Source organism: Rhizobium sp. Root483D2, from assembly GCF_001426685.1.
In the GTDB taxonomy this organism is placed as follows: domain Bacteria; phylum Pseudomonadota; class Alphaproteobacteria; order Rhizobiales; family Rhizobiaceae; genus Pararhizobium; species Pararhizobium qamdonense.
In genome coordinates this window covers 69774-90794 of sequence record NZ_LMFB01000009.1, presented here as the reverse complement: position 1 = coordinate 90794, position 21021 = coordinate 69774, and the positions used below count along the sequence as shown (strand labels likewise).

General features: G+C 61.3%; 20 protein-coding genes. 12 read left to right on the top strand and 8 right to left on the bottom strand.

Features of this window, described 5'->3' with window-relative positions; genetic code table 11:
- Positions 1 to 4: 4 nt before the first annotated feature.
- From ASD32_RS07060 to ASD32_RS07025, 8 genes are all read left to right on the top strand, one after another.
- Positions 5 to 1471, top strand: coding sequence for an aldehyde dehydrogenase (locus tag ASD32_RS07060; protein ID WP_060637619.1), 1467 nt, complete (start codon positions 5 to 7; stop codon positions 1469 to 1471).
- 5 nt (positions 1472 to 1476) lie between these two features.
- Positions 1477 to 1806 (top strand): NIPSNAP family protein, encoded by a 330-nt coding sequence (locus tag ASD32_RS07055; RefSeq protein ID WP_060637620.1) that lies wholly within the window; start codon positions 1477 to 1479, stop codon positions 1804 to 1806.
- A 133-nt stretch (positions 1807 to 1939) separates the two neighbouring features.
- On the top strand, positions 1940 to 2950 hold the full coding sequence (locus ASD32_RS07050) for an ABC transporter substrate-binding protein (RefSeq protein ID WP_060637311.1): 1011 nt from the start codon (positions 1940 to 1942) through the stop codon (positions 2948 to 2950).
- A 128-nt stretch (positions 2951 to 3078) separates the two neighbouring features.
- A complete protein-coding gene (locus ASD32_RS07045; protein ID WP_244490136.1) occupies positions 3079 to 3891 on the top strand; it encodes an ABC transporter permease in 813 nt (270 codons plus the stop codon).
- A 1-nt stretch (position 3892) separates the two neighbouring features.
- The gene (locus ASD32_RS07040; protein WP_060637309.1) at positions 3893 to 4693 is read left to right on the top strand and encodes an ABC transporter permease; all 801 of its coding nucleotides are present in this window, start codon (positions 3893 to 3895) and stop codon (positions 4691 to 4693) included.
- Complete coding sequence (locus tag ASD32_RS07035) at positions 4690 to 5778, top strand: ABC transporter ATP-binding protein (RefSeq protein ID WP_060637308.1); 1089 nt, start codon at positions 4690 to 4692, stop codon at positions 5776 to 5778. Before ASD32_RS07040 ends, ASD32_RS07035 begins: the two co-directional genes overlap by 4 nt.
- 97 nt (positions 5779 to 5875) lie before the next feature.
- The gene (locus ASD32_RS07030) at positions 5876 to 6859 is read left to right on the top strand and encodes a hypothetical protein (protein ID WP_060637307.1); all 984 of its coding nucleotides are present in this window, start codon (positions 5876 to 5878) and stop codon (positions 6857 to 6859) included.
- A 145-nt stretch (positions 6860 to 7004) separates the two neighbouring features.
- Positions 7005 to 8363 (top strand): FAD/NAD(P)-binding protein, encoded by a 1359-nt coding sequence (locus ASD32_RS07025; protein WP_060637306.1) that lies wholly within the window; start codon positions 7005 to 7007, stop codon positions 8361 to 8363.
- A gap of 41 nt (positions 8364 to 8404) precedes the next feature.
- On the opposite strand, the gene cysE is transcribed toward ASD32_RS07025, so the two are convergent.
- Together cysE and ASD32_RS07015 are read right to left on the bottom strand one after the other, a co-directional pair.
- On the bottom strand, positions 8405 to 9253 hold the full coding sequence (gene cysE, locus ASD32_RS07020; protein WP_060637305.1) for a serine O-acetyltransferase: 849 nt from the start codon (positions 9251 to 9253) through the stop codon (positions 8405 to 8407).
- Positions 9254 to 9313: 60 nt separating this feature from the next.
- A complete protein-coding gene (locus ASD32_RS07015; protein WP_060637304.1) occupies positions 9314 to 10666 on the bottom strand; it encodes an LLM class flavin-dependent oxidoreductase in 1353 nt (450 codons plus the stop codon).
- Positions 10667 to 11109: 443 nt separating this feature from the next.
- On the opposite strand from ASD32_RS07015, the gene ASD32_RS07010 reads away from it, so the two are divergent.
- Positions 11110 to 12147, top strand: coding sequence for a 2-oxoglutarate and iron-dependent oxygenase domain-containing protein (locus ASD32_RS07010; protein ID WP_060637303.1), 1038 nt, complete (start codon positions 11110 to 11112; stop codon positions 12145 to 12147).
- Between the two features lie 39 nt (positions 12148 to 12186).
- Here the strand turns inward: ASD32_RS07010 and ASD32_RS07005 are convergent, their stop codons facing one another.
- From ASD32_RS07005 to ASD32_RS06980, 6 genes are all read right to left on the bottom strand, one after another.
- Positions 12187 to 12615, bottom strand: coding sequence for a DMT family transporter (locus ASD32_RS07005; RefSeq protein ID WP_060637302.1), 429 nt, complete (start codon positions 12613 to 12615; stop codon positions 12187 to 12189).
- Positions 12612 to 13094 (bottom strand): DMT family transporter, encoded by a 483-nt coding sequence (locus ASD32_RS07000; protein ID WP_060637301.1) that lies wholly within the window; start codon positions 13092 to 13094, stop codon positions 12612 to 12614. Before ASD32_RS07000 ends, ASD32_RS07005 begins: the two co-directional genes overlap by 4 nt.
- A gap of 129 nt (positions 13095 to 13223) precedes the next feature.
- Positions 13224 to 14726 carry an ABC transporter permease subunit gene (locus tag ASD32_RS06995; protein ID WP_060637300.1) on the bottom strand — a complete coding sequence of 501 codons (1503 nt, stop codon included), beginning with the start codon at positions 14724 to 14726 and terminating at the stop codon, positions 13224 to 13226.
- Complete coding sequence (locus ASD32_RS06990) at positions 14723 to 15571, bottom strand: ATP-binding cassette domain-containing protein (RefSeq protein WP_060637299.1); 849 nt, start codon at positions 15569 to 15571, stop codon at positions 14723 to 14725. The genes ASD32_RS06995 and ASD32_RS06990 overlap by 4 nt, the downstream gene beginning before the upstream one ends.
- Positions 15572 to 15574: 3 nt before the next feature.
- Positions 15575 to 16543 (bottom strand): glycine betaine ABC transporter substrate-binding protein, encoded by a 969-nt coding sequence (locus ASD32_RS06985; RefSeq protein WP_060637298.1) that lies wholly within the window; start codon positions 16541 to 16543, stop codon positions 15575 to 15577.
- Between the two features lie 38 nt (positions 16544 to 16581).
- Entirely contained in the window at positions 16582 to 17931 is a 1350-nt protein-coding gene (locus ASD32_RS06980) for an LLM class flavin-dependent oxidoreductase (RefSeq protein ID WP_060637297.1), read from the bottom strand.
- A gap of 361 nt (positions 17932 to 18292) precedes the next feature.
- Between ASD32_RS06980 and ASD32_RS06975 the strand changes: the two genes are divergently transcribed.
- The 3 genes from ASD32_RS06975 to ASD32_RS06965 are packed head-to-tail and all read left to right on the top strand — an operon-like array spanning position 18293 to position 20887.
- Positions 18293 to 19120: a transporter substrate-binding domain-containing protein gene (locus ASD32_RS06975; protein WP_082546672.1), complete on the top strand. Its 828-nt coding sequence runs from the start codon at positions 18293 to 18295 to the stop codon at positions 19118 to 19120.
- Positions 19121 to 19172: 52 nt separating this feature from the next.
- On the top strand, positions 19173 to 19970 hold the full coding sequence (locus tag ASD32_RS06970) for an amino acid ABC transporter permease (RefSeq protein WP_200953579.1): 798 nt from the start codon (positions 19173 to 19175) through the stop codon (positions 19968 to 19970).
- A complete protein-coding gene (locus tag ASD32_RS06965; protein ID WP_060637296.1) occupies positions 19967 to 20887 on the top strand; it encodes a homocysteine S-methyltransferase family protein in 921 nt (306 codons plus the stop codon). Before ASD32_RS06970 ends, ASD32_RS06965 begins: the two co-directional genes overlap by 4 nt.
- Positions 20888 to 21021: the final 134 nt, after the last annotated feature.

The window sequence follows — 21021 nt, the reverse complement described above, 5'->3', positions numbered from 1 at the left end:
GATGATGCAGCAGTTCCAATGCTACATTGATGGTCGGTTCGGCAATGGCGAGGCGCGCTTTGAAAGCATCGATCCGGCAACGGGCGCTGCCTGGGCGGAAATGCCCGAAAGCAGGCAGGCCGATGTCGATCAGGCCGTCGAGGCGGCGCATCAGGCTCTCTATGGCGGCGGACGCTGGGCGCGCATGACGGCGACACAGCGCGGCAAGCTCCTCTACCGGCTTGCCGATCTGATTGCCGCGAGCGTGCCGAGACTGGCGGAGCTCGAAACCCGCGATACCGGCAAGATTATCCGCGAAACCTCCTCGCAGATTGCTTATGTCGCAGACTATTATCGCTATTATGCCGGGCTTGCCGACAAGATCGAAGGTTCCTCGCTGCCGATCGACAAGGCGGACATGGATGTCTGGCTGCGGCGAGAGCCGGTTGGGGTCGTGGCTGCCATCGTCCCGTGGAACAGCCAGCTGTTTCTGGCTGCGGTCAAGATCGGTCCGGCCCTTGCGGCAGGATGCACGATCGTTGTCAAGGCATCCGAAGATGGCCCGGCGCCGCTGCTGGAATTTGCCCGCCTCGTGGACGAAGCAGGGTTCCCGCCGGGTGTCGTCAACGTGATCACCGGTTTTGGCGCCACCTGCGGCGCGGCGCTGACAGCGCATCCGAAAGTCGCCCATATCGCCTTTACCGGCGGCGCCGAGACCGCGCGCCATATCGTGCGCAGTTCGGCGGAGAACCTTGCATCGACATCCCTGGAATTGGGCGGCAAGTCCCCGCTGCTGGTTTTCGCTGACGCCGATCTGCACAGTGCTGCGAATGCGCAAGTCGCAGGTATTTTCGCGGCAACCGGTCAAAGCTGCGTTGCAGCTTCCCGGCTGATTGTCGAGCGCAGTGTCAAGGACAGGTTTCTCGACATCTTGAAGACGAAAGCGGATGCCATCCGCATCGGCTCGCCGCTGTCGATGGAGACCGAGGTCGGCCCGCTTGCCACCGGGCGGCAGCGCCGCCACATCGAAACGCTGGTCGCAGCTTCGCTGGACAGCGGAGCAAGGCTTGTCACCGGCGGATCGGCCCCTGAAGGGGAGGGCTATTTCTACCTGCCGACCATTCTCGATTGCGACGGAACGCGCTCGCCATCGCTGGAACAAGAATTCTTTGGTCCGGTCCTCTCGGTCATGTCCTTCGAGACGGAAGCCGAGGCGGTCGCGTTGGCCAACAGCACGCCCTACGGATTGGCGTCCGGCATTTTTACGCAAAATCTGACGCGGGCGCATCGGCTGATGAAGTCAATCCGTGCCGGCATCGTCTGGGTCAACACCTATCGCGCGGTATCGCCGATCGCCCCGTTCGGCGGTTCCGGTCTTTCCGGTGACGGACGCGAAGGCGGAATGGCGGCGGCACTCGGCTATACCCGCACCAAGACCATATGGTTGCGCACGTCCGATGATCCGATCCCCGACCCCTTTGTGATGCGGTGATGGCCATGGTCTATGAGATGCGAACCTACCGGTTGAAGAATGGAGCCATCCCCGCCTATCTCAAGGTGGTGGAGGACGAGGGTATCGCCATCCAGAAGCGGCACCTGGGCGACCTCGTCGGCTATTTCTTCTCGGAAATCGGCGTCATCAACGAGATCGTTCACATCTGGGGTTTCTCCAGCCTTGATGACCGGGAAACCCGACGCACTTCGCTGATGGCGGATCCGGCCTGGCAGGCATTCTTGCCGAAAATCCGCGACCTGATCGAAGTCGCTGAAAACAAGATTTTGAAACCTGCAGCCTTTTCACCGGTGGGAGGAACACGGCCGGTCTGACCTCCGGCGGAGAGCCACGGGCTCGATAGACACGAATTTCGGGATTTGCCACCTTCCAGGAAAACCCCGGACGGGCAGCTGCCGGCTGTCCAAAAGCCAAGAAAAACAGTCCAAACAAACGGAGCAAGGGAACATGAAAAACAGACTGATCATCGCGGCGATCGCTGCAACACTGAGCCTTTCCACGCAGGTGCGGGCCGAAGACATGGTCTTCACCAGCTGGGGCGGCACCACGCAGGACGTGCAGAAGGCCGCCTGGGCCGACAAGTTCACGGAAACATCCGGCGTCACCGTCCTGCAGGACGGCCCCACCGATTACGGCAAGATCAAAGCCATGGTCGAGGCGGCCGGCGTGACCTGGGACGTTGTCGATGTCGAAGGTGACTATGCCGTCCAGGCTGGCAAGGCCGGGCTGTTGGAAAAGCTCGATTTTTCCGTCATCGACAAAAGCAAGCTCGATCCGCGCTTCGTCACCGATTACTCGGTCGGCAGCTTCTATTATTCCTTCGTGATCGGCTGCAACAAGGACGCTGTCCCGGCTTGCCCGAAAAGCTGGGCCGATGTGTTCGACACCGCAAAATTCCCCGGTAAGCGCGCCTTCTACAAATGGTCGGCTCCGGGTGTCGTCGAGGCGGCACTGCTTGCCGATGGCGTGGCGCCGGATAAGCTCTATCCGCTCGACCTCGACCGCGCCTTCAAGAAGCTCGATACGATCAAGGCCGATATCATCTGGTGGACGGGTGGCGCGCAGTCGCAACAGCTTCTCGCATCTGCCGAGGCACCTTTCGGCTCGTTCTGGAACGGCCGTCTGACGGCGCTGGCTGCGACCGGTGTGACCGTTGAAACGTCCTGGGACCAGAACATCACGGCGGCCGACGCCCTCGTGGTTCCCAAAGGCGCCAAGAACAAGGATGCGGCGATGAAATTCATCGCGCTGGCGACCTCTGCGCAAGCACAGGCTGACATGGCAAAAGGCACCGGTTACGCGCCCGTCAATCTGGATTCGCCCAAGCTGATGGATCCGGAAGTCGCCAAGACCCTGCCCGACCAGCAGACGGCAGGACAGGTCAATGCCGACATGAACTACTGGGCCGAAAATCGCGATGCGATCGGCGAGCGCTGGTACGCCTGGCAGGCAAAATAACATCGTCGCGGGTACGGCATCGCCGTGCCCGCATGTCTCAACGGAACGGCGGAAGGGTTTTCGGCATGGCCTTGCTGACTGCGCAAGACAATCCACCATTGGCGGCAAAGCCACGGGGTCTGCGGCCTATGAACTTTGCCCTGACCCTGCCGGCGCTGTTGTTGCTGGTGGTCTTTTTCATTCTGCCGGTGCTGTCGCTGTTGCTGCGCAGCGTGCTGGAACCGGAGCCGGGGCTTGGCAACTACGCGGCTCTGCTCGGTTCCACGACCTATCTGAAGATCTTCCTCAACACGTTCGTCGTGTCGGCGCTGGTCACGGCGGTGACGCTGGCGATCGGTTTTCCCGTCGCCTGGGCGCTGGCCATCATGCCGTCGCGCCTGTCGTCGATCGTCTTTGCAATCCTGCTTTTGTCGATGTGGACCAATCTGCTGACGCGGACCTATGCGTGGATGGTGCTGTTGCAGCGCACCGGCGTGATCAACAAGGCTTTGATGGGAATGGGATTGATCAGCGAACCGTTGCCGCTTGTCAACAACCTGACCGGCGTGACGATCGGTATGACCTATATCATGCTGCCCTTCATCATCCTGCCGCTCTACGGCGTCATCCGCAAGATCGACCCCGCCATCCTCCAGGCCGCAGCCCTGTGCGGCGCGACGCGCTGGCAGGCCCTGACCCGCGTTCTCATTCCGCTTGCCACGCCCGGCATGGTGTCCGGCGCCTTGATGGTGTTCGTGATGTCGCTCGGCTATTTCGTCACGCCGTCGCTGCTTGGTGGCACCGCCAACATGATGCTCGCCGAGCTGATCGCGCAGTTCGTGCAGTCGCTGGTGAACTGGGGCATGGGCGGCGCGGCGGCACTGGTTCTCCTGGTCGTCACGCTGACGCTCTATGCCGTGCAACTCCGGCTGTTCGGCACGGCCCGGATGGAGGGACGCTGAGATGCTGTTGAATTTCGATCGTCTCGGCGGCTGGAAATGGGTGCTTCTTGGCATCACGGCGCTGACATCAGCCTTTCTCATCCTGCCGATCTTCTTCATCGCGGCCCTGTCGTTCGGCTCGTCGCAATGGCTGATCTTCCCGCCGCCCGGCTGGACGCTGAAATGGTACGCGATGTTCTTTGCCGATCCGCGCTGGCTGGAGGCCGCCGGCACCAGCTTTTACATCGCGGTTATCGTCACCATACTGTCGGTCCTGATCGGCCTTGTCGCCTCCTTCGGACTGGTGCGCGGCCGCTTCATCGGCAAGGAGGGTCTTCGCGCGCTGTTTTTGACGCCGATGATCCTGCCGGTGGTGGTGCTGGCCGTGGCGCTCTACGCCTTCTTTTTGCGCGTCGGGCTGAACGGCACGATGACCGGCTTCGTCATCGCCCATCTGGTCGTGGCGCTGCCATTTTCGATCCTGTCGGTCACCAATGCGCTGGAAGGGTTCGACAAATCGATCGAGGATGCGGCGGTGCTGTGTGGCGCCTCGCCGCTCGAAGCCAAAATCCGCGTCACCTTGCCGTCGATCAGCCACGGACTTTTTTCGGCGGCGGTCTTTTCGTTTCTGACTTCCTGGGACGAGGTTGTCCTGGCCATCTTCATGGCCAGCCCGACGCTGCAGACGCTGCCGGTCAAGATCTGGGCGACGCTGCGCCAGGACCTGACGCCTGTTATCGCCGCTGCCTCCACCCTTCTCATCGTCGTCACCATCGCCCTGATGCTGCTGGTCGCATTGCTGCGCAAAGGACTGAAATCATGAGCCAACCCTTCCTGCAGATCCAGGCCTTGCGAAAGGACTATGGCATCGTCACCGCCGTTCAGGAGGTCAATCTGACTGTCGAGCGCGGCGAGTTCATGACATTCCTTGGACCGTCCGGGTCCGGCAAGAGCACGACGCTCTACATTCTTGCAGGCTTCGAAAACCCGACGGCCGGGGATATCCTGCTCGACGGTCAAAGCCTGATCTCGACCCCCTCGCACAAGCGCAATATCGGCATGGTCTTCCAGCGCTACACGCTGTTTCCGCATCTGTCGGTCGGTGAAAATATCGCCTTTCCGCTGAAGGTCCGCCGGCTCGGCAAGGCGGAAATCGATGCGAAGGTCGCAAGAATGCTGAAGCTCGTGCGGCTGGAAGGGTTCGAGGATCGCAAGCCCGCACAAATGTCGGGTGGTCAGCAGCAACGCGTGGCGCTTGCCAGGGCGCTGGCCTACGATCCGCCGGTGCTTTTGATGGACGAGCCTTTGTCGGCGCTGGACAAGAAGCTGCGCGAGGAGATCCAGCACGAGATCCGCCGCATTCACCAGGAAACCGAAGTCACCATCCTCTATGTCACGCACGACCAGGAGGAGGCACTCAGGCTCTCCGACCGGATCGCGGTTTTCTCCAAGGGCGTCATTGATCAGATTGGAACGGGGCCGGAACTCTATGCAAATCCGGCCACACGGTTCGTTGCCGAATTTGTCGGCGACAGCGATTTCGTCAAATGCCGGATTCTTGAGGCAGCGGGTGGGCGCGCCGATATTGCCATCGGCTCCAGCGCCATCCAAGGCGTGCCGATGCATGGGCCGGGCAAGGCTGGGGGAGCTGCGGCGCTGATGCTGCGGCCGGAACGCCTTTCCCTGACGCGCGGACAAGGTGGTTTGGGTGGCGCCAATCTCGCCGCCACCGTCACCGATATCACCTTCCTTGGCAGCAACATCCATATAGCCGCTGCTGCAGAGACCGGCGAAGCGCTCTCCGTGCGCCTGCCGTTCGGCCACGAGGCCGCTTCCCGCATCAGCCGAGGCGATGCGGTCACGCTCGGCTTCGATCCCGCCAGTGCGCATGTCTTCGTTGCGGCGTAATTCTGGCGCGGAAAAGGGCCTTGCCGAGGCGGGCAGATGCACTTGACGCTTCACAGGCGCACGTAATCGACTAATTTAGGCAGTGAACTGATCATGGTTGCTGGAGACTGACGTGCGCAACGGCGTGACCGAATGGCTGCTGGATTCCGACCCCGCCATTCGCTGGCAGGTGATGCGGGATCTTCTGAACGCTCCTGAAGCCGAGTGGCAAAAGGAACGGGCGAAGATCGAGGCTGAAGGTTGGGGCGCAAAGCTGTTTTCCGTCCAGGATGAGGACGGGCAATGGGCAGGTGGTGCATTCGTGCCTGCGGATTTTACCGAGCAGAAATGGCGCGAGGAGGGGCAGGCCTGGACATCCACCTGCTGGACGCTTGCCCAATTGCGCCAGTTCGGCCTTCCCCCGGAATGCGCCTGCGCGCGGCGCACCGTCCGGTTGATCGGGGACAATTCGCGCTGGGATCATGCCGGCCAACGCTACTGGGACGGCGAGGTCGAAGAATGCATCAATGGCCGCACGGTCGCCGATGGTGCCTACTTCGGGGTCGATGTATCCCCCATCGTCGAGCGGCTCCTTGGCGAACGTCAGGAAGACGGCGGCTGGAACTGCGAGCGGGCCAATGGGTCCGAGGTTTCCTCCTTCCATACGACGATCAACGTTCTCGAAGGACTATTGGAATATGAGCGGCATGGTGGCGCAACCCCGCAAACACAAGACGCACGCCGCAGCGGCGAGGATTATCTGCTGCGCCGCAACCTGTTTCGCCGCCTGAGCACGGGCGAGGTGGCGGACGAAGCGTTTTTGAAGCTGTCCTATCCCAATCGCTGGCGCTACGACGTCCTGCGTGCGCTTAATTATTTCCGGGATGCCTCGGCATTTGACGGGACAAGCCCGGACCCACGTCTTGCCGAAGCCATCGGCTATGTGCGAAGCCGGCAATTGCCCGACGGCCGCTGGGTGCAGGATTGGTCCCCGCGCGGACGGGTCTGGTTCGAGATCGGTGACGGCGATGGCCAGCCGTCGCGCTGGATTACCCTGCAGGCGCTTCGCGTGCTGGACTGGTGGGACAAGGCTAGCCCATAGCCCGCCTGTGCACCGCGCAGCGCTGAAAATTGCGCGAGTTTCCCAGGAATCCCCTCACGAATCCGCCACCGCCCACTATATGCTACGGTTGCAGAGACTGCCGCGTTGGAGCAAAACTCCTGTGGCGGGCAGGCGAGGACATGATATGGTGTATGACGTCGCAGTCGTTGGGTCCGGGTTTTCGGCGATTGCCGAAACCGCCAATCTGTTGCGGCTCCTGCCGCCTTCGGCATCGATCGCCGTCGTTGGCGATGATCCGGGATTTGGACGGGGCACGGCCTACCGGACTGAACTCCACGTCCATCGTCTCAATGTTCCGGCCGGCCGCATGAGCATATTCGCCGACGCGCCCGATAATTTCGTCGACTGGCTGCGCGACCAGAAGCGCGGCGTGCCGCAGGACGGCTTTGCATCCCGCGATGATTTCGGCCGCTATCTCCGCGACCGGCTCGCATCGCTTCTGCGCAATCGCGACAACCGGCCGGCTTTGCATTTCATCAAGGCAAAGGCCACGGCCTGCGACCAGTGCAGTCCGGGCAGGGTTGTCTTCCAGCTGGACAATGGGTCGATCCTTCAGGCCAGCAATGTCGTGCTGTGCCTTGGCGTTGGCAATGCCGACGTGCCGGCCGATCTGTCCGGCGTGAAAGGGTCGGCGCGGGAGCGTATCGTTGCCAACCCCTGGCGGCTCGGCTGGCTGTCGCATGTCGAGCCCTCCCAGACGGTGTGCATTTTAGGGTCGGGCCTCACCATGGTCGATCAGGTGCTGGCGCTTCGGGCGCACGGGCATCGCGGCCCGATCCATGTCCTGTCGCGCCGCGGGCGTGTTTCGCACGCCCATGCGGCCGGGAAGGTTTCGCCGGTAGTGCCTGAACTTCCTGACGCGCGCGATATCAGCCTCCTTCTGCGTGCGCTGCGCAGACAGGTCCGGGCGGGCGCGCCATGGCGCGGCGTCATGGATGGATTGCGCCCTATGACGCAGGGCCTCTGGCAGGACCTGTCGAAGGCACAGCGAAGCCGCTTTCTGCGCCACGCTCTTGCCTGGTGGAACATCCATCGCCATCGCCTGGCGCCGGATGTCGCCAGCCAGCTTGAGGCGCTCATTGGCGATGGCACCGTGACCGTCCACAAAGGCTGTCTGCGGACTGTCACGGAGACCGAAAACCGTCTGCATCTCTCCTTTCAGCCGCGCGGCGGAAAAGGAATAAGTCGGATCGAAGCCGACTGGGTGGTCAACTGCACCGGCATGGAACGGGCAGGGATCGCCCATTCGCCGCTGCTTCGGCAGATGCGCAGGGACGGTCTTATCGCCGCAGACGAATTGGGACTTGGTATCAACGTTGACGGAAAATCGCAGGTCGTCGATTGCAACGGCAATGTACAGGTTGGGCTTTATGCAGTGGGAGCGCTGACGGCCGGACGGTTCTGGGAGATCACGGCGGTTCCAGATATCCGTGTGCAGGCACGCGACGTGGCGTCGTTGATCTCGGCGCATCTAAAGGGCTGATTACCCCTGAGCCGTGTCCGCATCTCGCCGCGTTCGCCCGCTCAGATGATGTATTCCGGTTCCGGCAGGGCCTGATCCATCGTAACGCCGGGGAGTACCGAGTGACGGTGCCCGATCGGGCGGGCGGGCACGCCGACGACGGACGTATAGGGCAGGACCGGGGAGACGACGACGCTGCCGGCTCCGACCTTGGCGCCGATGCCGATCTCGATATTGCCAAGGATATTGGCACCAGCCCCGATCAGCGCGCCGCGCCGGATCTTCGGGTGGCGGTCTCCGGTTTCCTTGCCTGTTCCGCCCAGCGTCACGTTCTGGAGGATGGAAACATCGTCCTCGACCACCGCCGTTTCGCCAATCACCAGGCCGTTCCCGTGGTCGAGCATGATGCCCTTGCCCATCCTGGCGGCGGGATGAATATCGATGCCAAAAACTTCCGAGATGCGGCTTTGCATATGGCGGGCGAGATGCGGCCGGTCTCCCAGCCAAAGCCCGTGGGCGACGCGATGCGCCTGCAAAGCCAGAAATCCCTTGAAATAGAGAAACGGCGTCAGGATCTCGGTATTGCTGGGATCGCGATCCTTCACGGCCTCGAGATCAGCGGCAGCCGCGTTCAGCAGTTCCGGATCGGACAGGAAAGACTGATTGATCAACGCCAGCAGCTCTTCCTGGTCGAGGTCGTGATTGGCAAGCTTGAGCGCCAGGCGGTGGGCCAATGCATAGGCAAAGCTGGAATGATAAAGAATGGCCGAGTTCATCGGCCGCACCAGCGCCGGATCCTTCTTTGCCGCTGCCGTTGCTTCCTCGCAGAGGGCCTCCCACAACCGGTGGACGGCCGGCCAGGGCGCAGTATCGGTCTTCAGCACCGTCAGATTGGTTGGCTGCTTGGCCATCTGTAAAAGGTCCTTCCCTGAGGGCGCGTGCGCCTATCCGATCGGTTGGTTGGCGGAAACTTAAGTCCTGCGCTGCGCGGCATTGCTCTCATCGAAAAAACGGTTTGCCGGCCGGGGCAGTCCGAGATGGTCGCGCAACGTCGTGCCCTCATAGTCGCGTCTGAACAGGCCACGCCGCTGCAGTTCCGGCACCAGCTTTTCGGCGACGTCGGTCAGTCCCTGTGGAAGGAACGGGAACGCGATGTTGAAGCCATCCGAGCCATATTCGAAAAGCCAGGTCTCCATTTCGTCAGCGATCGTGGCGGGCGTGCCGACGAAGGACAGGCCCGAATAGCCGCCGTAGCGCTGCGCGAGCTGCCGCACCGTCAGGCCTTCTTGCTCCGCCAGCCGCAGAACCTGCGCGCGTCCGGTCTTGCTGGCATTGGTATCGGGAATATCGCGCGGCAGAGGGGCGTCGGGATCGAACCCGGATGCATCATGCCCGAGCGCTATGGACAGCGAAGCGATGGCGCTCTCGTAATAGACCAGACTGTCGAGATGGGCGCGTTTCGCCTTGGCCTCGTCAACGGTATCGCCGACGACAACGAAGGCGCCCGGCAGCACTTTCAGATGATCGCGGTTGCGCCCGATCTTTTCCATGCGGCTTTTGACATCGGCATAGAAACTCTTGCCGGATTCGAGATCCGGAGATGAGCCGAAGATCACCTCCGCCGTCTCGGCCGCCAGCTGGCGCCCCGGCTCGGATGCTCCGGCCTGGACGATGACGGGCCACCCCTGCGGCGGCCGCGCGATGTTGAGCGGACCCCGCACTGACAGATAATCGCCCTTGTGATCGAGGACATGCAGTTTTGCGGGGTCGAAATAAAGACCGGAAGCCGCATCGCGGATGAAGGCGTCATCGGCAAAACTGTCCCACAGGCCGGTGACGACATCGTAGAATTCGCGGGCGCGGCGGTAGCGTTCCGCATGATCGACATGGTCTTCCAGCCCGAAATTCAAGGCGGCATCCGGGTTTGACGTCGTGACGATGTTCCAGCCGGCGCGGCCCTCGCTGATATGGTCGAGCGAAGCAAAGCGGCGCGCGATATGATAGGGCTCGTCGAACGTGGTGGAGGCCGTCGCCACGAGCCCGAGGCGGCTGGTTGCGGTCGCCAAGGCCGATAGCAGGGTGAAGGGTTCGAAAGACGTAACCGTATGGCTGCGCCACAGCGCCTCGATGGGCATATTGAGCACGGCCAGGTGATCGGCCATGAAAAAGGCGTCGAACTTGGCCCGTTCAACCGTTTCGGCAAAGGTCTTCAGATGCCGGAAATTGAAGTTTGCGTCCGGATAGGCGCCGGGATAGCGCCAGGCCGCTGTATGAAGACTGACCGGCCGCATGAAAGCACCGAGATGAAGCTGGCGGGTTGGCATGGACCTTATCTTTCGAATGAAAGTCTGTGCTTGGAGCACAAGGCTGAGGAGGCGAAGCTTTCATGGGAGTTCCGGCCCGGCTTACGATCCAGCGGTGAGCTTGGGAACACAGACCGTTCGCGTCGCCGGGACAGGGGCAATACAAGCGCGGCGGGGGTAGCTGCCTTCACATCTTTGATCCGTCCAAGTATCGATTGCGTGCCGCCAGTTTGATGGTGTCCACAAACTTTGTAGAGTAATTTCGTTTCATAGATGCCGTATTCGGGAAACAATTATACCCGTGTGGAAGGGTGAGAGACGCAAAGTGCGGGATCGTGTACGTCGCAATCGCCTGCAATCAGTGTTTAAAAAAGAAGGTTTTGATCGCGCCATCGGGCGGTATTGAATATTCTATAAAAATCATAGACATTCAAATCCGTTCCTCGAACTGATGAGACTGACAGATGTCCTTATCCGCCCACCCGGCCCAGCTTCCCACTCTCGATTTTTCCCGTTTTCACGGCTCGCAATCCGAGCGGGATGCCTTCACCGGCGATCTGCGCCAGACATTGCATGACCACGGTTTCTTCTATCTCACGGGGCATGGGGTCGATCCCAAGCTGATCGCCGATGTTGTCGCGGTGGCAAAGCGCTTCTTTGCGCTTCCATTGGAGCAGAAGATCGAGATCGAGATGGTGAAGTCGCCGCATTTTCGCGGTTACAACCGGGCCGGGCTTGAGCGGACCCGGGGAGAACAGGATTGGCGCGAGCAGCTCGACGTCAATACCGAGGGCAAGGCCGTGGTCATCGGCCCGGAAACACCGGCCTGGCATCGCCTTTTAGGCCCGAACCAGTGGCCCACAGCCCTTCCCGAATTGAAGCCGTTGCTGCTTGCCTATCAGGCGGAGGTCACGCGCATCGGTATCGATGTTCTGAAGGCCATAGCGATCGCACTTGGCCAGCCGGCGGATGTCTTCGCGCCGATCTACGAGCCACAGCCATCGCAGCTTTTGAAAATCATCCGCTATCCCGGCCGCGACGTGGCGGAGACCGATCAGGGGGTTGGCGCGCACAAGGATGGTGGTTTCGTTACGGTCCTGCTGCAGGATGTAACGCCAGGGCTCCGGGTTCGAACCGAGGATGGCGTATGGATCGAGGCGCCGCCTGTCCCCGGCACGTTCATCATCAATACCGGCGAGCTGCTTGAGCTGGCCACAAACGGGTTCGTGCGGGCCGACGTCCATGATGTGGTTGCCCCTCCGGCCGGTACCGAGCGTTTCTCGGTCGCCTTCTTCCTCGGCGCCCGTTACGATGCCACCATCCCGGTCATCGATTTGCCGGAAGACCTGCGTGGATCGGAGCGTGGCATCACCGTCGATCCCCTCAACCCGATCTTCCGCGAAGTCGGGCAAAACCACCTGAAAAGCCGCCTGCGCTCCCATCCCGACGTCGCCCGCGCCCATCATGCGGATCTGCTGCCGCCGGAGCAGCGCGAAGGCTAGACAGTTCGATGCAGTGGACTGAGGATGCGTTGCCGCTCGTCAATCCCGGGTCCGGCGTTGCGAGACGATCATGCCAGCGATGATCAGCACGACGCCGAGGCTTGCCATCCAGAACGTCGATTCCGCCGATTTCAGGAGGTTGATCGCCACGCTGCCGGTCATCTGCCCACCGATGATCATGAGCGCGGTATTCATGGCGCCGATCCGGGTGATCACCCAGCTGCCGGCGGCAACGAAGACAACGCCCACAGGGCCGCCGAGATAGGCGTACCAGGCGGCGTCCAATGCACCGGCGGGGATAAGCCCGCCGATGGCAAGCCCGACGGCCGTCAGCAGCCCGAAGCCGACCAGGTGGTTCCAGAAGGACGCAATCAGCGGCGACGTTGCAAAGCTCAGGCGGCCGTTGAGCTGACGGCTGAGGGACACCAGAATTCCGGCCAGACAGGCGCAAAGCACGAATATTGTCATTGTGAACCCGAAAGAATGATGAGGGTGCTGCCCGTGAGCACAAGCGCGAGCGCCGCGAAATCCCGCGCGGTCAGGCTGCGTTTTTGCAAGCCGAACAACCCCCATGTATCCGCAGAGGCGCTGAAGGCCAGCTGCCCGGCAAGACCGAGCGCCATGGTGCCGGGAAGACCGACCGGGGAGTTGACGGCAAACGAGGACAGAATAACCGTCGCAGCTCCGGATATGCCACCCAGATAAGCCCAGAAGGGCGCCGGGGCTTTCCTCCCGGTTTTGCCTGCAAACCGGTAAAACAGGGCAAGAAGAACAAGGGCCGCAACGGTTCCGGTCCCATGCGCGGCCCAGGAGGCAAAAAGCGGCGTTCCGGCGCGGGCAAGCTCGCCGTTCAAATGCACCATCAGGCTCAAAAGGCCACCGGTCCCCAGCGCAATCGCAAAGATCAGCGGATTGGCCTGAACAGGCCGCGTCTCTTGGGTACTCATAGGCTTCCCGGCTTCTGGTCCGATATCTCTCTGTACTGCGATCTTTTCAGGCAGGCTTCAAGCCGCAGATCGATGCAGACCTGCTGGGAAAGTCCCTAACCCACAGATCCTGTGGAATGGATGGCCGGCTCAACGCCCGGCATCGGCCCGCCGTCCCTGCACGACGCGGTCGAGAACGATTGCGCAGAGAAGGATGGCGACGCCGGCGAGCAGGCCTTGGCCCTGGGCCGCATATTGCAAGGCGTGCAGCACGTCCTCGCCAAGCCCCTTGGCGCCGATAAGCGCAGCGATCACCACCATGGAGAGGCACATGAGGATGGTCTGGCTGACACCGGCCATGATCGACGGGGCCGCCGTCGGCAAATCCACCCTGAAGAGGATGAAGGTGCGCGACGCGCCAAAGGCAATGGCAGCCTCACGCACCGACGGCGGCACGGAGGCAATGCCGAGCGCCGTCAGGCGGACCACGGGCGGGATGCCGAAGATCACGGTCGCGATAATACCGGACGGTTTGCCGATGCCGAAAAGGGCGATGACCGGGATCAGGTACACGAAAGCCGGCATGGTCTGCATGAAATCGAGCAGCGGGCGAACGATGGCGGCGACCTTCCGGTTATAGCCGCAGAGGATGCCGAGCGGGATGCCGATGGCAATGGAAATCAACGCCGCCGTGCCCAGCAGCGCGACGGTCTGCATGCTTTTTTCCCAGTAGCCGAGGATCGCGAGATAGCTGACTGCGACCGACGTTAACAGGAAGACCCGAAAACCGGCGAGCTGCCAGGCAATCGCAACGATCAGGATCATCACCACCGGCCAGGGCGTCTTGGTCAGAACGCCTTCCAGCAGGCTGAGCATGCCGTTGATTGTTGCCGTCAAGACGCCGGCAGCGGGCGCCACCGCGCTGCTGATTGAGCCAATCACGGCATCCAGCCAGGCCGCCACACCGGAATTCCAGCTGGGATCGCTGGGAAAGGCGCTAAAAAGCGTGGCGTCTTTGAAGTGCAGGATGACGATTGGAATGAAGATCGCAAGCAGGATGGCGGCGGCGCCAGCATGAAGCAGGCTGAACCCACCCTTGGCGGCGCCGCCCTCCAGCCGCCATCGGCGAAACCGCCGTTCGGCCAGATGATTGGCCAATCCACCGGTGATGATGCGCCCCAAAGCCAGGAGGCCAAAGCCGAGGATCGCGATCAGAGAGGCGCCGTTCTTGGCGTCTTCGGCCACCGCACGCACATCTTTGGCGGCCTGTTCCAGGGCCTCAGACGAACGCGTCAACGACCTGGCGATGGACGAGTTGGGATCCTTATCGTTTGCAACCTGCGCCTCCGACAGCCGCGTCACGGCAAGAGCTTCGAGCCGGTCGGCCCGCGCGCTTTGCTCCGTGCCGGTGCCACCCGCCAGCGCAAAGGCAATGAGCACCACCGCGAGCAGGTCCGCGATCAGAAAAGGCCAGAATGTCGACCACAGACGCCGCCCGCCGAGCCAGATGGGACCGAGCAGCGCCGCTGCGATATTGAAGGATGGCACATAGCCACGCCGTTCGCCGATCTGGCGGAAGGCGCGCTGGTAATAGGGGGTGTTGACGCCGGCAAAGCGTGCGATGGCCTCGTCGCGGGCTGTATGGTCGCTCATGCGAAGGCCCTGGTTTTGGACGGCTGCTGGTCGAGCCTTTCAGGCAGGCGGGCATTGCGGACAAAGCGGCGGACATAATCATCGGCCGGTTCGTTCACCAGTGTGTCCGCCGTTCCCACCTGAATGATGCGTCCGCCCCGCATCAGCACCACGCGATCGGCGATGCGGAAGGCTTCGTCGACATCATGGGTTACGAAGACCGTGGTCTTGCCGAGTTCGCGCGACAGCGCCATGAACTGGGTTTGCAGGTCATAGCGTATCAGCGGATCGAGCGCGCTGAACGGTTCGTCCATCAGAAGAATATCCGGGTCTGCCGCGAGTGCGCGGGCCAGGCCGACGCGCTGCTGCATGCCGCCGGACAGGGCGCTGACGCGCCGGTCGCCCAAGCCTTCCAGCCCGACCCGCGCCAGAAGCTCATCGGCGCGGTCCTCGCGCTGGGTGCGCGCAAGCCCGCGAATTTCCAGCGGCAGGGCGACATTGTCGCGGATGGAGAGATGCGCGACAAGGGCGTGGGACTGAAAGACCATGCCGATCCGTTGGGAGCGCAATTCGCGAAGCGCCTTGCGCCCCAGCGACAGGATATCGCCGCCGTCGATACGGACCTGGCCGGCGCTCGGCTCCAGCAACCGGTTGATCAGCCGGAGCAGCGTCGATTTTCCGCTGCCAGATAGGCCCATGAGACAGACGAGCTCGCCTTTTTCGACCTTGAAGCTCGCGCCGCCGACACCGGTGACGGCGCGAAGGCGCTTGAGGACGGCCTCGTCCGGGGCGGGGCGGCGGGCCTCATTGAGAACCGCCCGCTCATCCGTTCCGAACACTTTCCAGACATCCTCAAGCTCGATCATGGATCAGTTCCCAAGCCAGCCGGCGACGACATCCGGATTGGCGGCGAGCCATTCCTTGGCGGCTGCATCCGGTGTCTTGCCTTCGACAGCGATAGCGTAGGCGAGTTTGCTGACGGCATCGGTGGAGAAGGTAACCTTTTCAAGGATCGCCGCCACTTCCGGCGCGCTGTCTGCCAGCGATTTGGAATAGGCGATGTGGATCTCGGCATCCTTGTAGGCCGACTTGATCGAAGATTTTTGCAACCAGTTCGGGTCGGATGGCTCGACAAACGTCCAGTTTGCCGCGTCATTGGCCGGCTCTTCGAGCACCTGGAGTTCGTAGCGGGCAAAATTCTGATGCGGGCCGTAGCAATAGCCCACCCAGCCGGTTCCTGCCTTCACGGCAGCGTCGAGGTCTGCGGTCGCAACAGCTTCGTCCGTTGTCTGCAGCTCGAAGAAATCCGCAAAGCCATAGTCGCGGGCGCGAACGGTCTCGATATTCGTCGATAGCCAGCCGGCTGCACCGATCCAGATCTTGCCCTTGCCTTTGCCATCGGCGGAAAAGACGGCGGCCTTGGCCGGGTCCGAGAGATCGAAGACGGAGCGGATATCGTGCTTTTCCGCCGTCACCTTGGTGGTGCAATAGCCTTGCGTGCCGGCATAGGACTTGGCGGCGAGCTTCACCTTGCCAGTATCCCCGGCATATTGCTCGACCAGTGCCTTCTGGTTGGGCAGCCAGACATCCGTCCAGATGTCGATCTCGCCGGCATTGCGGTTCAGCGCTTCCCAGATGACCGGAACGGACGCGGCCTTGACGGCCTCGACTTCCTTGCCGAGCTGGTCTTCGAGAAGGGCTTTCACCACATAGGCCGTGCCCTGCGCCGTCGCATAGCCGGGATCGGCGATGGTGATCGGGTTTGCCTGGGCAAGGGCTGGCCAGAGGAAGGCGAGAGCGGCCGAGGCCGAAAGAAGTATTTTGATCGGGGATTTCATGGTTATGTCCGTGTGGGTTGGAGTGAAAGCTTGAATTTTCAGGCGCGGTTTCTGGCGCGGGAAGTATGGCGGCTGGGGAGATCGGGAAGGCCGAGCCGCTGGCGCAACGTGCCGGTTTCATCACCGTCGCCGAGCAGGCCGCGCTGGCGCAGCAACGGCACGACATCAGCGATGAAATCGTCCTGCCCCTGCGGGAAGGTCGGCGGCAGCAGCATGAAGCCATCCGCTGCACCATTTGCGGTCCAGTCCTCGATCTGCCCGGCGACCTCTTCAGCCGTTCCGATGATCTGCCAGTGGCCGCGGGCACCGGCGATGCGCCGCGCCAGCGCGCCCACGGAGAGCCCCTCCTTGCGGGCGAGATCCAGCAACAGCGCCTGGCGGCTGCGAATGGAGTTCGATACCGGCAGCTCCGGCAGCGGGCCGTCGATATCGATCCCTGAAAGATCGACATCGCCGAGATAGGTTTCGAGCAGGGATAGCGCGACGTCTGGCTGGATCAGATCTTGCAGCTGCGCATACTTGTCCTCGGCCTCGGATTGCGTGCTGCCGATGACAGGGAAAATACCAGGCAGGATCAGCACGTCGTCGGGGCTTTTCCCGGAGGCTGCGCGGCGCTTCTTGATGTCCTGATAGAAGCCGCGCGCGGAAATGATATCCGTTTGCGCCGTGAAAACGACGTCGGCGGTCTTGGCAGCCAGCGCCTTGCCGGCATCCGAGGAGCCCGCCTGCACAAGCAGCGGACGGCCTTGCCTGGACGGAATGACGTTGAGCGGCCCCTTGCTGCGGAAATACTGGCCGTCAAAATCAATGCTTTCAACGGTGCCCTCATCAAAGAAGACGCCGCTCTCCTTGTCACGCACGAAGCCGTCCGGATTCCAGCTTTGCCAGAGAGACAGGACGGCATCGACGAATTCATCGGCGCGGGCATAGCGCGCGGCATGGTCGAAATCCGGCCCCGGATTGAAATTGCCGCTTTCCTGCTGCAGCGACGAGGTGACGATATTCCAGCCGATACGGCCATTGCTGATCAGGTCGAGCGAAGCAAGCTGGCGGGCAAGATTGTAAGGCTCGTTGAACGTCGTCGATGCCGTGGCCACGATCCCGATTGTGCGTGTCGCCGTTGCGACCGCCGCTGCCAGCGTCAGCGCCTCGAAACCATGCGACCACTCGTCGATACGGCGCAAAGCCTCCGGCCGGCTTTTCGGCACGCCGAGACGATCGGAAATGAAGGCAATCTCGAACCCCGCCGCTTCGGCATCGCGCGCTGCCCGAATGTAATGGTTGACATCGATATTGGCATCCACCTGCGTAGCCGGATGCCGCCACGCCGCGACATGGTGGCCGCTGGGATAGAGAATGGTGCCGAGAACGATTTTGCGTAAGGACATTTCAACGAACCGAGAGGGATAATTACCCTCAAAAATAACCAGTTCCCAATTGGGAGCGAGAAATGCCTATTTAATTTATGGAATATATGCGGAAAGATAATCCCGGCGCCTAAGAGCTGCAGGTTGCAGATAGATATCTTGTGGCTAGCGGCTGGTGTCTCGGTGAATGGCCCGATGGTTTGAGCTTTCAAAGATTGCCCAGTCGACCGCGCATTGCAGCTGCGGCAAGATGAGTTTATCCGGAAACATCCCGCAAATCGCACGCAATGTTAAAATATATGAAAATTATAGAATTAATAATCTACTTTGGCCGCTGCTGCTGCGCTAATGTGCGTTCATCCTGACATCGCTGGAGGCCTTCATGTCGAAACCAATCAAGATCGCTTTCGCTGCTATTGCAGCACTGTCCGCATTTGCTACGACGGCACTGGCGGGCGAGGTGCTTGACCGCGTCAAGCAGAAGGGCGAAGTCGTGAACGCTCTCGTCAACGACTATCCGCCTTTTGCCTATATCAACGACAAGAACGAACTCGATGGCTTCGATGTCGATGTCGCCAAGGCTTTTGCCGATAAGCTCGGCGTGAAGCTGAAGCTTGAAACACCCGGTTGGGAAACGATCATCGGCGGACGCTGGGCTGGCCGTTGGGATGTGGCGATTACCTCCTCGACACCGACCGAGGAACGGGCCAAGGTCGTCAATTTCCCCGTGAATTACTACAGTGTTCCGGCCGTTCTGGTGGTCGCCAAGGATGAGCAGGCGATCAAGTCGGTGGCGGATATCACCGGCAAACGGGTCGGCGTCGGCACGGGTTCGTCCTACGAGGCCTATATCAGCCGCAAGTTTACGATCCCCGGTCAGGCCGCGATCCCGTTTCCGTTTGGCGAGGTGCAGGTCGTGCCCAACGACGAAACCGTGAATTTCCAGAACCTTGCTCTGGGTGCCGGCGTGCGTCTCGACGCCATCGTCGCATCCTTGGGCACGGCGCAAGGTCAGATCAATGCCACAGGCAAGCTGAAGCTCGCAGGCGAGACGCTGTTTGCAGAGCCCAATGCCGTGGTCACCGACAAGGGTGATCCGGAATGGGATGCCGAGATCAAGCGGGTCATCTCGGAATTGAAGGATGACGGCACACTCGCCAAGATCTCTGAAAAGTGGTTCAAGGTCGATATCACCAAATATGCATTCTGATATCGCTCTGCCGAAAATTGAACATCCGATTGCGGTCCGGTCGCGGTTTTCCGTGGCCGGGCCCGCGGGCTTCCGGCTGCGCGTTCAGCTGGTCTGGCTGGCGCTGCTGACGCTGCTTCTGGGTCTTTTTTACAATCTCGGTCTTGATTTCGGCCTGATCGGGCAGAAGCTTCCGTTCATGCTGGGATTGCGCCTATCGCCGGATGGCTTTGTCCAGGGTGTCGCACTGACACTGCTAATCACCATGATTTCCATGGTCGTGTCTCTTGTGGTTGCGGTGCTGACGGCGCTGGGGCGGTTATCCTCCAATGCGTTGTCCTTCGGACTGACGACATTTTATGCATCCTTTTTTCGCGGTACGCCGCTTTTGGTCCAGGTGCTGATCATCTATCTCGCGTTACCGCAATTCGGGATCGTGCTCTCAGGCTTCGCGTCGGGCATTCTGGCACTGTCGCTGAATTACGGCGCCTATCTTGCCGAGACGATCCGGGCGGGGATATTGTCTGTGCCGCGCGGACAGGCGGAGGCCGCAAAGGCGCTGGGGCTCGGGCGTGGCGTCATCGCCTTCAAGATCATCGCACCTCAAGCCATGCGCATCATCATTCCGCCGGCTGGCAGCAATTTCATTTCGATGTTGAAGGATTCGTCCCTGGTTTCGGTCATGGGATTATGGGAATTGAATTTTCTCGCCCAGTCCTATGGACGCTCCACCTATCATTATATGGAAATGCTGCTGACGGCGGCAGCAATCTATTGGCTCTTGTCGATCGGGCTCGAACTTATACAAAACCGCCTAGAAAGGCGTTTCGGCCGCGGCTTCGCCGCAGACCGGCAGGGAGGATTATCATGACGAGCGAACCAGCATTCACCATTCTCGACGGCGGTATGGGACGCCTGCTCGAAAGGCTCGGCGCACCCTTCCGCCTGCCGGAATGGTCGGCCCTGTCCCTGATTGAAGCGCCCGACTATGTCACGCGCGCCCATCAGGCCTATGTGGAAAGTGGAACCGACATCATCACCACCAACTCCTACGGGCTTGTGCCGCATATGTTGGGCGACGATCGTTTCAAGGCGGATGGCCAGGCGCTGGCGGACCGGGCGGGACGCCTCGCACGTGCGGTTGCCGATCGTGCCGGCCGCCGTGTGCTGGTCGCCGGCTCGCTACCACCTCTGTTCGAAAGCTACCGGCCCGAGCGGTTCCAGGCTGGGGAAGCGCCACGCATCCTAAAAAACCTCGTCGAAGGCCTGCGGCCCCATGTCGATCTGTGGCTGATCGAAACCCAGAGTTCGACCGTAGAGGCGCTGACATCGCTGGCTGCCGTTATTGGCGACGGGAAGCCGGTCCACGTTTCCTATACGCTAAAGGACGAAAATGGCCGGGAAGGGCCGCCTGAATTGCGTTCGGGCGAACAGGCCGAAGATGCGGTGCGCCGGACACTTGCGGCCGGGGCAAGCGGCGTGTTCTTCAACTGCAGCCAACCGGAAGTGATGAGCCAGGCCGTCCGGGCTGCGCGCAGGGTTGTTGACGAAACCTCAGCACCGGTGACCATCGGGGTCTATGCGAATGCTTTCGCGCCGGAACCACCTTCAGACACGCCCTATGCCGGCATATCGGAAATCCGCGCCGATCTCGGTCCCGAAAACTACCTGAAATGGATCGAACGCTGGCTTGCGGATGGCGCCTCCGTTGTCGGTGGTTGCTGTGGCATCGGCCCGGAACATATCGAAGCGATCCACTCCTTCCGGGAAAAGGCACCGGCCTCCTGATTGGCCGAGGTGCAGGCTTCCTACCCTACCGTTTTTTGGGGGGAAGGTTGAGACAGTTGATGAATTATGGGCATCCGGCAAACAAGCGCTTGCATTCGGGAATCTATTTTCTATTCTTTTTGTAGAGTATGAAG

Coding starts and splice junctions, on each gene's coding strand:
- ASD32_RS07060 (WP_060637619.1), top strand. CDS start 5: ATGCAGCAGTTCCAATGCTACATTGATGGTCGGTTCGGCAATGGCGAG.
- ASD32_RS07045 (WP_244490136.1), top strand. CDS start 3,079: ATGAACTTTGCCCTGACCCTGCCGGCGCTGTTGTTGCTGGTGGTCTTT.
- ASD32_RS06990 (WP_060637299.1), bottom strand. CDS start 15,571: ATGATCGAGCTTGAGGATGTCTGGAAAGTGTTCGGAACGGATGAGCGG.
- ASD32_RS07010 (WP_060637303.1), top strand. CDS start 11,110: ATGTCCTTATCCGCCCACCCGGCCCAGCTTCCCACTCTCGATTTTTCC.
- ASD32_RS06975 (WP_082546672.1), top strand. CDS start 18,293: ATGTCGAAACCAATCAAGATCGCTTTCGCTGCTATTGCAGCACTGTCC.
- ASD32_RS07050 (WP_060637311.1), top strand. CDS start 1,940: ATGAAAAACAGACTGATCATCGCGGCGATCGCTGCAACACTGAGCCTT.
- ASD32_RS07040 (WP_060637309.1), top strand. CDS start 3,893: ATGCTGTTGAATTTCGATCGTCTCGGCGGCTGGAAATGGGTGCTTCTT.
- ASD32_RS06965 (WP_060637296.1), top strand. CDS start 19,967: ATGACGAGCGAACCAGCATTCACCATTCTCGACGGCGGTATGGGACGC.
- ASD32_RS06980 (WP_060637297.1), bottom strand. CDS start 17,931: ATGTCCTTACGCAAAATCGTTCTCGGCACCATTCTCTATCCCAGCGGC.
- ASD32_RS06985 (WP_060637298.1), bottom strand. CDS start 16,543: ATGAAATCCCCGATCAAAATACTTCTTTCGGCCTCGGCCGCTCTCGCC.
- ASD32_RS07015 (WP_060637304.1), bottom strand. CDS start 10,666: ATGCCAACCCGCCAGCTTCATCTCGGTGCTTTCATGCGGCCGGTCAGT.
- ASD32_RS07025 (WP_060637306.1), top strand. CDS start 7,005: ATGGTGTATGACGTCGCAGTCGTTGGGTCCGGGTTTTCGGCGATTGCC.
- ASD32_RS07055 (WP_060637620.1), top strand. CDS start 1,477: ATGGTCTATGAGATGCGAACCTACCGGTTGAAGAATGGAGCCATCCCC.
- cysE (WP_060637305.1), bottom strand. CDS start 9,253: ATGGCCAAGCAGCCAACCAATCTGACGGTGCTGAAGACCGATACTGCG.
- ASD32_RS07035 (WP_060637308.1), top strand. CDS start 4,690: ATGAGCCAACCCTTCCTGCAGATCCAGGCCTTGCGAAAGGACTATGGC.
- ASD32_RS07000 (WP_060637301.1), bottom strand. CDS start 13,094: ATGAGTACCCAAGAGACGCGGCCTGTTCAGGCCAATCCGCTGATCTTT.
- ASD32_RS07005 (WP_060637302.1), bottom strand. CDS start 12,615: ATGACAATATTCGTGCTTTGCGCCTGTCTGGCCGGAATTCTGGTGTCC.
- ASD32_RS06995 (WP_060637300.1), bottom strand. CDS start 14,726: ATGAGCGACCATACAGCCCGCGACGAGGCCATCGCACGCTTTGCCGGC.